The sequence below is a fragment of the Nocardioides sp. genome, from assembly GCF_025965415.1.
GTDB lineage: Bacteria > Actinomycetota > Actinomycetes > Propionibacteriales > Nocardioidaceae > Nocardioides.
Genome location: NZ_JAOPWY010000168.1, coordinates 50,282 through 62,803, shown reverse-complemented (window position 1 = coordinate 62,803; position 12,522 = coordinate 50,282). Strand labels below are relative to the sequence as shown.

The 12,522-nt window shown below is 72.3% G+C and carries 15 protein-coding genes and 1 pseudogene; 10 read left to right on the top strand and 6 right to left on the bottom strand.

Annotation, left to right across the window (positions count from 1 at the left end; genetic code table 11):
* Positions 1 to 28 precede the first annotated feature (28 nt).
* Genes sigE through JWN97_RS17820 form a run of 3 tightly spaced genes read left to right on the top strand, consistent with a single transcriptional unit; the run spans position 29 to position 2,621 of the window.
* Positions 29 to 628 carry an RNA polymerase sigma factor SigE gene (gene sigE, locus JWN97_RS17830; protein WP_297625813.1) on the top strand — a complete coding sequence of 200 codons (600 nt, stop codon included), beginning with the start codon at positions 29 to 31 and terminating at the stop codon, positions 626 to 628.
* Positions 628 to 1,149 (top strand): zf-HC2 domain-containing protein, encoded by a 522-nt coding sequence (locus JWN97_RS17825; protein ID WP_297625811.1) that lies wholly within the window; start codon positions 628 to 630, stop codon positions 1,147 to 1,149. Before sigE ends, JWN97_RS17825 begins: the two co-directional genes overlap by 1 nt.
* The gene (locus JWN97_RS17820) at positions 1,146 to 2,621 is read left to right on the top strand and encodes a trypsin-like peptidase domain-containing protein (protein WP_297625809.1); all 1,476 of its coding nucleotides are present in this window, start codon (positions 1,146 to 1,148) and stop codon (positions 2,619 to 2,621) included. The genes JWN97_RS17825 and JWN97_RS17820 overlap by 4 nt, the downstream gene beginning before the upstream one ends.
* Here JWN97_RS17820 and JWN97_RS17815 read toward each other — a convergent pair.
* Complete coding sequence (locus tag JWN97_RS17815; protein WP_297625807.1) at positions 2,618 to 2,881, bottom strand: helix-turn-helix domain-containing protein; 264 nt, start codon at positions 2,879 to 2,881, stop codon at positions 2,618 to 2,620. The genes JWN97_RS17820 and JWN97_RS17815 overlap by 4 nt on opposite strands.
* 125 nt (positions 2,882 to 3,006) lie before the next feature.
* Between JWN97_RS17815 and JWN97_RS17810 the strand changes: the two genes are divergently transcribed.
* From JWN97_RS17810 to JWN97_RS17800, 3 genes are all read left to right on the top strand, one after another.
* Positions 3,007 to 3,657, top strand: coding sequence for a hypothetical protein (locus JWN97_RS17810; protein WP_297625805.1), 651 nt, complete (start codon positions 3,007 to 3,009; stop codon positions 3,655 to 3,657).
* Positions 3,658 to 3,661: 4 nt separating this feature from the next.
* Positions 3,662 to 4,933, top strand: coding sequence for a hypothetical protein (locus JWN97_RS17805; protein WP_297625803.1), 1,272 nt, complete (start codon positions 3,662 to 3,664; stop codon positions 4,931 to 4,933).
* Between the two features lie 77 nt (positions 4,934 to 5,010).
* Positions 5,011 to 5,916 carry a hypothetical protein gene (locus JWN97_RS17800; protein WP_297625801.1) on the top strand — a complete coding sequence of 302 codons (906 nt, stop codon included), beginning with the start codon at positions 5,011 to 5,013 and terminating at the stop codon, positions 5,914 to 5,916.
* Here the strand turns inward: JWN97_RS17800 and JWN97_RS17795 are convergent.
* A complete protein-coding gene (locus JWN97_RS17795) occupies positions 5,879 to 7,207 on the bottom strand; it encodes a hypothetical protein (protein WP_297625799.1) in 1,329 nt (442 codons plus the stop codon). The two genes, JWN97_RS17800 and JWN97_RS17795, sit on opposite strands and share 38 nt — an antisense overlap.
* Positions 7,204 to 7,593: a hypothetical protein gene (locus tag JWN97_RS17790; RefSeq protein ID WP_297625796.1), complete on the bottom strand. Its 390-nt coding sequence runs from the start codon at positions 7,591 to 7,593 to the stop codon at positions 7,204 to 7,206. Before JWN97_RS17790 ends, JWN97_RS17795 begins: the two co-directional genes overlap by 4 nt.
* 109 nt (positions 7,594 to 7,702) lie before the next feature.
* On the opposite strand from JWN97_RS17790, the gene JWN97_RS17785 reads away from it, so the two are divergent.
* Genes JWN97_RS17785 through JWN97_RS17770 form a run of 4 tightly spaced genes read left to right on the top strand, consistent with a single transcriptional unit; the run spans position 7,703 to position 11,266 of the window.
* Entirely contained in the window at positions 7,703 to 9,133 is a 1,431-nt protein-coding gene (locus JWN97_RS17785; protein ID WP_297625793.1) for a wax ester/triacylglycerol synthase family O-acyltransferase, read from the top strand.
* Entirely contained in the window at positions 9,133 to 9,474 is a 342-nt protein-coding gene (locus JWN97_RS17780; RefSeq protein WP_297625791.1) for a hypothetical protein, read from the top strand. Before JWN97_RS17785 ends, JWN97_RS17780 begins: the two co-directional genes overlap by 1 nt.
* Before the next feature lie 32 nt (positions 9,475 to 9,506).
* Positions 9,507 to 11,135, top strand: coding sequence for an L-glutamate gamma-semialdehyde dehydrogenase (gene pruA / locus JWN97_RS17775; RefSeq protein ID WP_297625788.1), 1,629 nt, complete (start codon positions 9,507 to 9,509; stop codon positions 11,133 to 11,135).
* Positions 11,136 to 11,143: 8 nt separating this feature from the next.
* The gene (locus JWN97_RS17770) at positions 11,144 to 11,266 is read left to right on the top strand and encodes a hypothetical protein (protein WP_297625785.1); all 123 of its coding nucleotides are present in this window, start codon (positions 11,144 to 11,146) and stop codon (positions 11,264 to 11,266) included.
* Positions 11,267 to 11,277: 11 nt separating this feature from the next.
* On the opposite strand, the gene JWN97_RS17765 is transcribed toward JWN97_RS17770, so the two are convergent.
* The 3 genes and pseudogenes from JWN97_RS17765 to JWN97_RS17760 all read right to left on the bottom strand — a co-directional run bounded on the left by JWN97_RS17765 (position 11,278) and on the right by JWN97_RS17760 (position 12,391).
* On the bottom strand, positions 11,278 to 11,589 hold the full coding sequence (locus JWN97_RS17765; RefSeq protein ID WP_297625782.1) for a hypothetical protein: 312 nt from the start codon (positions 11,587 to 11,589) through the stop codon (positions 11,278 to 11,280).
* A gap of 26 nt (positions 11,590 to 11,615) precedes the next feature.
* Positions 11,616 to 11,897, bottom strand: a pseudogene (locus JWN97_RS21295) (maleylpyruvate isomerase N-terminal domain-containing protein); the annotation flags it as partial.
* A gap of 20 nt (positions 11,898 to 11,917) precedes the next feature.
* Positions 11,918 to 12,391 carry a DUF2505 domain-containing protein gene (locus JWN97_RS17760; RefSeq protein WP_297625779.1) on the bottom strand — a complete coding sequence of 158 codons (474 nt, stop codon included), beginning with the start codon at positions 12,389 to 12,391 and terminating at the stop codon, positions 11,918 to 11,920.
* Between the last annotated feature and the right edge of the window lie 131 nt (positions 12,392 to 12,522).

Sequence of the window (12,522 nt, the reverse complement as noted above, 5' to 3'; positions counted from 1 at the left end):
GTCGAGGAAGTCGAGCCAGGGGGATCCCGTGGGCGAGCAGGTCGACACCACGCGCGCGCCGGAGAGCGTCCCCACGTGGGACGAGGTCGTCGAGCAGCACTCCGACCGCGTCTTCCGCCTGGCCTACCGCCTCACCGGCAACCGGCCCGACGCCGAGGACCTCACCCAGGAGGTCTTCGTCCGCGTCTTCCGCTCGCTCGACACCTACACCCCCGGCACGTTCGAGGGGTGGCTGCACCGCATCACCACCAACCTCTTCCTCGACGGCGCCCGCCGCAAGCAGCGGATCCGCTTCGACCCGCTCTCGGACGAGCGCGCCGCCCGGCTCACCAGCCCGGCGCTCGCGCCGGAGCTCGCCGTGGCCGAGCAGACCTTCGACGACGACATCGAGACCGCCCTCGCCACGCTGCCGCCCGACTTCCGCGCCGCCGTCGTGCTGTGCGACGTGGAGGGCCTCAGCTACGAGGAGATCGCGGAGATCATGGACGCCAAGCTGGGCACCGTGCGCTCCCGCATCCACCGCGGCCGGAGCATGCTCCGCAAGGCCCTCTCCCACCGCGAGCCTGCGGCCGGGCGCCAGCGCTACTCCGGCCCCACCGCGCCCCACCCGCGAGGGGCGGTGTCCTGATGACGCACCTCGGATCCCGGGTCAGCGCCCTCGTCGACGGCCACCTCTCTCCGGAGGAGGAGGAGCGTTGCTGGGCGCACGTCCACACCTGCCATGCCTGCCGTGACCTCGTCGAGCACGAGGGCTGGGTCAAGACCCAGCTCGCCCAGCTCTCCTTCGGGCCCTCGCAGACCTCCCACGACTTCAAGTCCTCGCTGATCGGTCGCTGCCCGTCGCTGACGCCGTCCTCGGGCCCGCTCTCGGCGCCCGCCTTCCCGCCGTCCCACCACCGGTCGCGTCGCGGGCTGGTGGCCATCGGCGGTGGTGCGGCGAGCGCCTGCGTCGTCGGGGTGCTGGCGCTCGGCGTCGCCGGCGCACCCCGGATGGAGCCGCGCCCGCCGGCCACCGACCTGAGCCGCCCGGTCGGTCGCGTGACCCCGGTGAGCAACCTCGACGACCGCGTCGCCCGTGCCCCGGTCGCACCCTCCCGGACGCCCCTGGCCGAGCGCCTCGTGGCGATCCGGGAGAAGATTGCTCCGTGAGCGACGAGCACAGACCCGACGAGCAGCCCGACCCGACCCGCGACGACCAGGCACCTGAGCCGTCGTACGACGAGTCGCCGGCGCCCGAGGAGCCCACCCAGCCCCTCGCGGGATGGAGCGCGTCCACCCCCGTCGAGCCCGAGCCCGAGCCCGAGCCCCGGGCCGCGCCGCCGGCACCGTCCGTGCAGCCCGACGGCCAGGCCTACGGCATGCTCGCCGGTCCGCCGCCGCAGCGCGAGCAGGCCGCACCGACGGTGCCCTTCGCCCCGCAGCCCGCGACCCCACCCGGTCAGCAGCCCGTCTACTTCGGCCCCGGTCCGGGTCCCTATCCGCAGCAGCCCTACGGCCCGCGCGCCAGCGTCCGGCCGACGCGCAAGCTGCCCCTGTGGGTGTGGCCCGCGGTGGCGGCCCTCGCGCTGGTGGTGGGCCTCCTCGGTGGCCTCGCGGGCGGGGCGTTGCAGGACCAGCTGGCCTCCCGGCCGGGCACGGTCGACAACGGCCTCGAGGGCGTCCGGACCCAGACCGCCGCGCCCCTCGACGCCGACAACGGATCGGTCCCCGCGGTCGCGCAGGCGCTGCTGCCGAGCACGGTGCAGATCGTGGCCGAGTTCGACGGTGAGGCCGCGGGTGCCACCGGCTCCGGCTTCGTGCTCGACCGCGAGGGCCACGTGGTGACCAACAACCACGTGGTCGCCTCCGCCGCCGAGGACGAGGGGCCGATCGTGGTGATCGACCACAAGGGTGAGCGGCACGAGGCGACCGTGGTGGGTCGCAGCTCGGTCTACGACCTCGCGGTGCTCGACGTCGACGGCGCCGAGTCGCTCGAGCCCGCCGCGTTGGGCGCCTCCCAGGTGCTCCACGTCGGCGACTCCGTGATCGCCTTCGGTGCCCCGCTCGGACTGAGCCAGACCGTCACCTCCGGCATCGTGAGCGCCCTCAACCGGCCGGTCACCACGTCGGGCGACTCCGGCGACGACTCCTCCTACATCAACGCCGTGCAGACCGACGCCGCGATCAACCCAGGCAACTCCGGCGGACCGCTGGTCAACCTCGCCGGCGAGGTGGTCGGGGTCAACTCCGCCATCGCCACCACAGGCGGGGCGACCAACGAGTCGGGCAACATCGGCGTCGGCTTCGCGATCCCGATCGAGCAGGTCAGGACGACCGTGGACCAGATCCTGCGGACCGGCAAGGCCGAGTACCCCGTGATCGGCGCCCAGGTCCGCACCGGGGGCGAGGCCGACGCGTCGGGTGCGACGATCACCGAGGTCATGCCGGACACCCCCGCCGAGCGCGCCGGGCTGAAGAAGGACGACGTGATCACCGCCGTCGGCGACCAGCCCGTCAACGACGGCATCGCCCTCATCGTGGCCATCCGCACGCACCTTCCCGGGGAGATCGTGGAGATGTCGGTGGTGCGCGGCGGCGAGGAGCAGGTCGTGCAGATCGAGCTCGACGGCAAGGTCGGCTAGTCCCGGCCTGCTCGCTCCTCGCTACTCGACGGGGCGTCGGCCTCCACGAACGGGTGCTGGTCGACGAACGTCCTGGTCTCGGCGTACATCCGCTGGATGAACTCCTCGAGCTGTACCCGCTCGACGCGCCACTGGCCGCGACCACCGATCTTGATCGCGGGCAGGTCGCCACGGCGCACGAGGGCGTAGACCTGCGCACCGGAGGTGTTGAGCACCTCGGCCACGTCGGCGAGCGTCAGGAAGCGGGGGTCCTCGGCCATGGGGTCATCGTGCCATCGACGCGGTGACGCGCGACGCCGCCCGGCCGGTGCCTGTGGAGAGACAGGTGTGAAGTCCCGCGCGTGCGGCAATGATGGCCCCTGTGTCTCGGAATGTGTCTCGGAATGTGTCTCGCGCGCCCCGCACCGACGTCCCTGCGGCCACCCGCACCACCTCTCCCGGATGGCGCGACCCGCGCCTGTGGATCGGGGTCGTGCTGGTGACGGGCTCGGTGGTCGCGGGCGCCCGCCTGCTCTCGGGTGCGGACGACATGACGCCCGTGTGGGCCGCCTCCACCGACCTCGTCGCCGGCCAGACGCTCACCGCCGACGACCTCACCGCGACGCGGGTGCGCTTCGACGAGGGCGCCGACCGGCAGCGCTACCTCTCTGTCGACGACGAGCTCCCGGCCGCCCTCACCCTCGACCGGCCGCTGACGGCCGGCGAGCTGGTGCCCGTCGGCGCGCTGGGGGAGGAGGTCGACGACGGCACGGTCGACGTCTCGATCGCGCTCGCTGCGGAGCACGTGCCGACCCACGTCGTCCGGGGTTCCCACGTCGACGTCTGGGTCATCGGTGACAACGGACGACGGCGCGCGGCGGCCGAGCTGGTGCTCGACGACGTGCTCGTCCTCGACGCGCCGGTCGTCTCCGACTCCTTCGCGTCGGCGACCTCCCGCCAGCTGGTCCTCGCCGTGCCGCAGGACGAGGAGGAGTCGCTGGGGCTGGTCCTCGCGGCCAGCGGCGACGACCGCGTCCGCGTCGTCGGTCGGGGCTGAAACCGTGATCTGCGTGCTGCTCCTGGCCGCGGGTGAGGCGTGGGAGTCCCCGGCGCTCGCCGACCTGGAGGCACACCCCGGTGTCGTGGTGCTCAAGCGCTGCGTTGACGTCGACGACCTGCTCGCCGCGGTCACCAGCGGACAGGCCGACGTCGCCGTGCTGTCCCTCGACGCACCCGGCCTCGATCCGGCGAGCATCGCCCACCTGCGCCGCCACGCCGTACGCCCCGTCGCCGTGACCTCCGCGCGCCCCGACGACCTCGACGCGCGCGAGCACGCCCGGGGCCTGGGCATCACGGCAGTGGTGGGCCCGGGCGAGCTGGCGTCGTTGCCCACGGTGGTGACCACGGTCGAGGACGTCGCGGACACCCGGGCACCCGTCGTCCCCGGTGCCGGGCCGGACGCCCCGGCTCCGGAGGCGGCCGCAGACGGAGGCCGGGTCGTCGTCGTGTGGGGGCCCGCCGGTGCCCCCGGTCGTACGACGGTGGCCACGCACCTGGCCTGCGAGGTCGCCCGGCGCCGGGTCGACGTGGTGCTGGCCGACCTCGACCCCTACGGCGGGGCGGTCGCCCAGCAGCTCGGCATCCTCGACGAGGTGTCCGGCCTGCTCTCGGCGGCGCGGCTGGCCGGATCGGGCCAGCTCGACGACCGGTTCGCCTCGGTGTGCCGGGGGATCGGCGACCACCTCGCCGTCGTGACGGGTCTCCCACGGGCAGAGCGCTGGCGCGAGGTGCGCTCCGCCCACGTCGACCAGCTGCTCGAGCGGGGCCGGGCGGCCGGGGAGGTCGTGGTCGACACGGGCTTCTGCCTCGAGGACGACGCCGGGTCCGACTTCGGTGCTCGTCCGGCCCGCAACGCGCTCACGCTGGCCGCGCTCGAGCAGGCGGACGAGGTGGTCGTCGTGGGCGCGGCCGACCCCGTCGGACTGGCCCGCCTGGCCCGCGGGCTCGTCGACCTGCGCGAGCGCACCGCCGGGGTCCCGGTGCGGGTCGTCGTCAACCGCATGCGCGGCTCCATCGGGTGGTCGGAGAAGGAGATCGCGGGGATGGTCGAGGGGTTCAGCCGGGTCGCCGGACTGCACTTCCTGCCAGAGGACCGTGCCGGTCTCGACAAGGCTCTCGTGTCGGGACGCCCCCTGGTCGAGCTGGGGCCCTCCCCGCTCGCTCAGGCCATCGCGTCCCTGACGGACGCGGTGTTCCCCGCGAGCGTCGTGGCGACGCCGCGCCGCCGGAGTCGGCGAGTCCGGCGGTTCCAGTCGACACGCCGTACTTTCTAGTCATTTCTTTCTCAGGAATTGTCTGAATTTGGTCAAGGAACGGCATACTCTGTGGTTTCCACCCGAAGGAGACCCCGGTGTCGACACCTCTCCGCGCGTGCGCCTGCGCCCTGCTCTCCCTGACCCTGCTCGCCGCGCCTGCCCATGCCGCCCGCAAGGTTCCCCAGGGGACGCCGGGCAACGACGTGATCGTGGCCAACGCCAAGCCCAACCACATCATGGCGCTCGGCGGTCGCGACCAGGTCCGCAGCTCCGGCGGGGATGACACCGTCTACGGCGGCAACGGCGACGACACGGTCTACGGCGACGGCGGCAACGACTGGATCACAGCGCAGCCCGGCAACGACTTCGTGGCGGGCGGGCTGGGCAACGACAAGATCGACGGCGGCCAGGGCGACGACGTCCTCTACGGCGGCGAGGGCGACGACGTCATCTCCTCCAACGTCGGCAACGACACGGTCTACGGCGAGCTCGGCAACGACATCCTCGGCGGCAACGACGGCGACGACCGCCTCCTCGGCGGCGAGGGCTCGGACAAGCACGTCGGCGGTGCCGGCAACGACTGGATCGACGGTGGGCCCGGCGACGACGGCGCCCTCCAGGGCGGCCCCGGTGACGACGTCCTCGTCGACGACGACGGCCACGACTGGCTCATCAAGGGCGACGAGGGCAACGACGTCGTCTTCCTCGGCTCCGGCGCCGACAAGGTCTTCACCGAGGAGGGCGACGACACGGTCTACGTCCTGCCCGACGGCTTCGTGGACAAGATCCGCTGCGACGACGGGACCCAGGCCAACGGCACCGCCGACCGGGTCGTGTTCGTGGGCTGGCGCGACCCGCTCGACCAGGTCGACCCCTTCGGGAGCTGCGAGATCGTGTTGGTCTCCCCGGACCTGCCGCAGGGCTGGCCCTACGGAGCCCTGCCGCCCGCCCTCAAGGGCCGCGTCACGCCGCGAACAGCAGGTACAGACCTCCCACGGTGAACCCCACCATCGCCACCAGCAGCGGGAGCTGACCGGTCAGTTGGTGGCGCCGCGGCAACAGCTGGATGGCGCGGTCGTGGGCCGCGACGACGCCGACCACGTGGCCGAGCGCGACGGCCAGCACCTTGGTGACGGCCAGGAACGTCGGGTGCGCGGACAGCCAGTAGTTGATCTGCAGGTCCGCGGTGCCGAGGAAGTCGTCGCCGCGGCTGAACGGGTCGCTGAGCTGGATCAGCGTCTGCTGGCCGTACTCCACGAAGTAGGTCAGGTAGTGGGCCACGATGTAGCCGACGATGATCGGCACCACCGAGTGCGCGAAGAGGTCGGGCAGCGCGCGGCGCGGGGTCTCACTGGTGACTCCGGTGGCCATCGTGGCGACGGTCAGCACCAGCGCGACCCCGACCGAGAAGCCCAGCAGGGCGAGCGTGTCGGGCCCGATCCGCGCGGTCGACAGCGACTGCACGAGCTTGAGCCAGACGGTGGACTCCCGGAAGGAGTCGAAGGCGGTGCTGCCGAACAGCACGCCCACCACCGCCACCAGGCCCGGGCGTGGCACGACGGTGTCGAGGTTGGCCAGCGGGCTGCGCAGGACCAGCACGCCCTCGCGGCGGCCCCAGACCGAGAGCTTCGCCACGAGCGAGGAGTAGACCTCGAACGGATCGGCGCGCTCGAGGAACGTCGTACCCCACACGGCCGAGCCGATGAACATGATGCCGAGGTAGGCGGCCGCCCACAGCCGCACGGGGCCGAGGTCGGTGGAGTGGGGGTAGACCAGCTCGAGCCAGACGAACGAGAAGAGGCCCACGGCTGCCGGCCAGTAGCCGAGGCGGGCGGGGTAGGCGTAGAGACCCTCGCCCTCGGGCACCCCCGAGATCCGGGCGAAGAGCATGCTGATGGTGCGGGCCGGGCTCACGGCCCTGAAGAACGGGCCGAACAGCAGGGACGCCGGCACGAGTCCGACCCAGAGCAGCACGTAGACCGTCCCGAGGAACGGGTTGATCAGGGAGTCCTTGCCGAAGACCGCCGCCGCGGCGACGTAGAGGAAGAACGCCATCCCGAGCACCCGCGCGCCGACGGCCAGCGCTCGTGACGACACGAACCGGTCGAGCCACGCCGGAGCCGGACGGCCGGTCGTCGCGGCGTCGTAGCGAGGTTCGCGCCAGGCCACGGCCAGGACGGTGAAGGAGATGACCAGCGCCGCGACCGCGCCGGCGATGGCCAGCTCGGACGGGATGGGCAGGTCCTTGGCGCCTCCGAGCCCGTGGGCCGAGATCGAGCCGCGCGCGCTCAACGAACTTCGAGCTGCAGCACGATCGAGGCAGGCTCGTGGCTCTCAACCTCCACCACGCCCGGGCGGTCGATGGTGATCTCGTGCTCGCTGGTGCCGGCCTCGTAGGCGATCTCCTGCTCCGGCGTGCTGTGCACGTGGAACTCGCCGGCCTCGTCTGCGGTGATCGTGAGGACGAGGGTCTGGTCGACGCCGAGCTCGACCCGCTCGCCGTTGGGCGTGAAGGTGCCGCCCTCGCGGGTCACGGTGACCGCGACGGAGTCACCCTCCGTGGCAGAGGTCTGGGTGCCGGCGGGCGGGTCGGCCTCACCGCCGTCACTGCACGCCGTCAGGCCGAGGGCGAGGACGAGGGCGAGGGGGACAAGGCGCGCAAGGCCGCGACCGGACACAGGATTCTCCTTCGGTGGTTCCGCGTGTGACGGTGGCCACGACATACAGCGGCCACCGCCTCTGCCAGAATCCCATGCGGGGCAAGAGTCACCGACGAGAGGGCACAAGATGAGCGAGCGGCTCCGGCCGCGGGACCTGGCCATCCTGGCCGCAGAGTCCCCCACGACGCCCATGCACAACGCCACGGTGGAGATCTTCGATCCCGGCGACTCCGGCTTCGACCACGACCGGCTGGTCCAGCTGATCGCCGACCGGATCGCGTTCGTGCCCCGCTACCGCCAGCGGCTCCAGTCGGTGCCGGCCCGGCTGGCCAACCCGGCCTGGGTGGACGACGAGAACTTCGACCTCGGTTACCACGTGCGCCGCTCCGCGCTGCCGCGTCCCGGGACGATGGAGCAGCTCCGCGAGCTCGTCGCCCGCATCGCGTCTCGGCCGCTCGACCGCAGCCGCCCCCTGTGGGAGGTCTACTTCGTCGAGGGGCTCGCCGACGGCAGGATCGCGCTGCTCACCAAGAGCCACCAGATCCTCGTCGACGGCCGCGAGACCGTCGACATCGGCCAGGTGCTGCTCGACACCTCGCCGGACCGCTCGACCCTCGGTCACGACGACGACTGGCGCCCCCGGCGTACGGCAGGTCCGGTGGCGGCCGCGCTCAACGCGGTGACCGACACCCTGGAGAGCCCGCGCACGCTCTGGTCGACCACGCGGGCCAACGCCGAGCTGCTGGGCCGACAGGCCTCCGCGAGCGGCGCCCGGGTCGCCGAGGTCGCCAACGCCCTCGCCGGCCGGGGACCGGTCCACTCCACCCCGGTGCACCGCCGCCTGTCGCAGCAGCGCCGCTTCGTCGCCGTCCGCACCGAGCTCGCCGACTACCGCCAGATCCGCCAGGCGCACGGCGGCACCGTCAACGACGTCATCCTCGCCACGATCGCGGGTGGCCTGCGCGGCTGGCTGATGACGCGGGCGGAGTCGATGGGCGGGCTCAAGACGATCAAGGCGATCGTGCCGATGTCGGTCATCGACGACGAGCTCGAGGCCACCTCGCTGGGCAGCCAGATCACCGGCCACCTGGTCAACCTGCCGATCGTCGAGCCCAGCCCCGTCGTGCGGCTCCACCAGGTGAGCTACGACCTCAAGGCGCACCGCGACAACGGCCGCAACGTCTCGGCCCGGCGCCTGTCCGGCATCGCCGGCTTCGCGCCGACCACGTTCCACGCGCTCGGCTCCCGGCTCGCCGCGGCTGAGATGCGGCGCGGCTTCCACGTCTCGATCACCAACGTCCCGGGGCCGCAGTTCCCGCTGTACGCCGACGGCGCCCGGATGCTCGAGTCCTACCCCGTCCACCCGCTGCTGCCCGACCACCCGCTGGCCATCGGCGTCACGTCCTACGACGGCGGCGTCTTCTACGGCATCACCACCGACCGCGACGCCGTGCCCGACGCCGACATCCTGGGCCAGTGCGTCCTGGAGTCGCTGGAGGAGCTCAAGGACTCGGCCTCGGCCTCGCGGCCCCGGGCGCCGCGCGGGCGCAAGAAGTGATGCGTCGCTACGTCCCCACCACCCTGCCCGGCCTCGCGGAGCAGTGGGCGGGAGAGGGTCCGGAGGTCATCGACGCCGTGGTCGCGGAGGACGACGGCGAGGAGGCCGAGTACGCCGCGCTGATGACGGCTGCCGACGCCTCGGCCGAGCTGCTGTCCGGCCTCCCCGACGGCCGGCGGCGCCGGGTCGTGGTGGTCGTGGAGACCGCCGACGACCGCACCCCCGTGGCCTGGCGCCACGTCGTCGCGGTGCACGTCGACAGCCACGACGACGCGGACCCCGACGACGACCTGGCCTGGTGGGCGTCGCAGGAGGTCGGCGACCTGCTCGCCTCCCTTTGAGCCCCGCGTGAGTCTCTGACACGATCAGCCGCATGGACGCGATCACCTTCCCGCCGGCCCCCACCAACGAGCCGAACCTGACGTACGCCCCCGGGAGCCCGGAGCGCGAGCAGCTCGTCACCGAGCTGGCCCGGATGGAGAAGAAGCAGCACACCTTCCGGGCGGTCATCGGCGGCAGGCGGCGCAACGGCGGTGGTGCGGAGATCAAGGTCGTCCAGCCGCACGACCACGCCCACGTGCTCGGCACGCTCAAGAACTCCACGACCAAGGACGCCGAGGCGGCGGTCAAGGCCGCGACCGACGCCGCGCCGGCGTGGCGCGCGATGCCGTTCGACGAGAAGTGCGCGATCCTGCTCAAGGCCGCCGACCTGCTCGCCGGCCCGTGGCGCCAGCGCCTCAACGCCGCGACCATGCTCGGCCAGTCCAAGACGGCCTACCAGGCCGAGATCGACGCCGCCTGCGAGCTCATCGACTTCTGGCGCTTCAACGTCCACTACGCCAAGCAGATCCTCGCCGACCAGCCGATCGCCAACAGCCCCGGCATCTGGAACCGGACGGACCACCGCCCGCTCGAGGGCTTCGTCTACGCGATCACGCCCTTCAACTTCACGGCGATCGCCGGCAACCTGCCCACCGCGCCGGCGCTGATGGGCAACACCGTCGTGTGGAAGCCGTCGCCGACCCAGCAGCTGGCCGCGTCGCTGACCATGGAGCTGCTCGAGGAGGCCGGCATGCCGCCCGGCGTCATCAACATGCTGCCCGGCGACGGCCTCGACGTCTCCAAGGTCGCGCTGACCCACCGCGACCTCGCCGGCATCCACTTCACCGGCTCCACGCCGACCTTCCAGCACCTGTGGCGCACGATCGGCGAGAACATCCAGGGCTACCGCACCTATCCGCGCATCGTCGGCGAGACCGGCGGCAAGGACTTCATCGTCGCCCACCCCAGCGCCGACCCCGACGTGCTGCGTGTCGCGATGATCCGCGGCGCCTTCGAGTTCCAGGGCCAGAAGTGCTCGGCGGCCTCGCGGGCCTACGTCCCGAGGTCGGTCTGGGCGAAGATCAAGGACCAGCTCATCGCCGACACCGAGGCGCTGTCGATGGGCGACGTGACGGACCTGTCGAACTTCATGGGCGCCGTCATCGACGACCGCGCGTTCGCCAAGCACAAGGCCGCGATCGCCCGCGCGCGGCGCAACAAGCACCTCACCGTCCTCGCCGGCGGCCAGGTCGACGACTCGGTCGGCTACTTCGTCCGGCCCACGATCATCGAGTCGACCGACCCGGCCGACCAGATGTTCTCCGAGGAGTACTTCGGACCGATCCTGGCCGTCCACGTCTACGACGACGCCCGCTTCGAGCAGGTCGTGGAGCAGATGGAGTCGTTCGCCCCCTACGCCCTGACCGGCGCGATCATCTCCCAGGACCGGGCGGCGATCGCGTGGGCGCGCAAGACGCTGCGCTTCGCGGCCGGCAACTTCTACATCAACGACAAGCCGACCGGCGCCGTCGTGGGCCAGCAGCCCTTCGGTGGCGGCCGGGCCTCGGGCACCAACGACAAGGCCGGTGCTGCGGTCAACCTGCTGCGCTGGACCTCCCCGCGCTCGATCAAGGAGACGTTCGTGCCGCCGAAGGACCACCTCTACCCGCACATGGGCTGAGGGTCCCGATGACCCTCTGGCACCTGGGTTCGCTGCACCCCTACGAGCAGCTCCTGGTGCTGGTGCTCGCCTTCGGGCCGTTCGTGGTGCTCGGGATCGTGGTGTGGCTCAGGATGCGCTCCGAGCGCTGACGCGTCGTCGGTCAGCTGAAGACGGGAAGCCGCACGCCCGACAGGTCGTGGCTCTCGTGCTCGGTCGGCGTGGCCCGGCCGGTGCCGACCAGGGCCACCCGCTCGTCCGTCCACCAGGGGAGCTCCACCCCCAGGAGCCGTTCGACCACGCGCCGTACCTCAGCCGTCCCACGTGCGGTGGGCCCGGCCGCGCGGTCGCCGAGGTGGGCGACCAGGTCGACGTGGTGCAGCGTGGCCTCCACCGCCAGCGTGCTGGCGAGGTCGGCGGCGCGGATGGCGTGACCCTGGGTGGCCAGGACCTCCTCGTCCGGGAGGGCGCCCACGGCCTGCACCACCGCGGCCGCGGCCTCGAGGTGGCGCTCGCGCAGCGAGGAGAACTCGTGGAGCCCCGCCTCGACCCGCGTGAGGCGGCGGTGCGCTCGTCCGCGGCCGCGTCGCTGCCCCAGGACCGCCAGTAGGCGACTGCGTCGCAGTCGGGCGGCCGACGCGCGGGGGTGTGGGCCGCGACCAGTCCGCGGACCGCGTCGGCGTGCAGGTGCCACACGAGGTCACGCACCGTCCACCCCGTGCAGCCGGTGGGCGTCCACGCATCCTCGTCACCGAGCCCGGCCACGACCTCGGCCAGCGCCATGCAGCACTCGTCCAGCAACGTCATCCGCGCGCGAGCCACTCCACGCCGACCTCGTGCTCCTTGTCGAGCGCGTGCTCGACCATGTCGGCGATCATGGCCTCGATCTTGCCGCCGACGAGCGGGATCCGGACGCTGACGGCGAGGTCGACCGTCTCGGTCGTCGTGCCGCCGGCCTCGGTGAGCTGCAGCGTTCCGACCGCCTCGCCGGGCTTGCCCGGGATGGCCAGCTCGATCTTCGCCGAGGTCGGGGAGGTCCAGGTCTCCGTCTGCACGATGACGATCTCGTCGCCCACGAACTTGCGCGCGGCCGACGGGATGTCGGCGCCCGAGCGGACCTGCTCGATCGTCGCGACGTCGCCGTCGATGTCGACCGTGCCCCGCAGGACCTTCTGGCGCGCGAGCACCGCCTCGCGGAACGCGGGGTCGTCGAGCATCGCGGTCACGGCCTCGGCCGGGGCGTCGTACGTCAGCTGCTTGGAGAGCTTGGTGCTCATCGGGGACTCCCGCATTCTGTGTGGTCGGAGGCGCTGCGTGTGGTGCCGATCTGCTCGCCCATCATGGCCCAGCGCCCGTCGTGACTAGCGGGTAGGGGCCTGTGTTGTGAGGGTCACACGACGGGTTCTAT

Coding starts and splice junctions, on each gene's coding strand:
- JWN97_RS17825 (WP_297625811.1), top strand. CDS start 628: ATGACGCACCTCGGATCCCGGGTCAGCGCCCTCGTCGACGGCCACCTC.
- JWN97_RS17815 (WP_297625807.1), bottom strand. CDS start 2,881: ATGGCCGAGGACCCCCGCTTCCTGACGCTCGCCGACGTGGCCGAGGTG.
- JWN97_RS17785 (WP_297625793.1), top strand. CDS start 7,703: ATGAGCGAGCGGCTCCGGCCGCGGGACCTGGCCATCCTGGCCGCAGAG.
- JWN97_RS17780 (WP_297625791.1), top strand. CDS start 9,133: ATGCGTCGCTACGTCCCCACCACCCTGCCCGGCCTCGCGGAGCAGTGG.
- pruA (WP_297625788.1), top strand. CDS start 9,507: ATGGACGCGATCACCTTCCCGCCGGCCCCCACCAACGAGCCGAACCTG.
- JWN97_RS17770 (WP_297625785.1), top strand. CDS start 11,144: ATGACCCTCTGGCACCTGGGTTCGCTGCACCCCTACGAGCAGCTCCTG.
- JWN97_RS17760 (WP_297625779.1), bottom strand. CDS start 12,391: ATGAGCACCAAGCTCTCCAAGCAGCTGACGTACGACGCCCCGGCCGAG.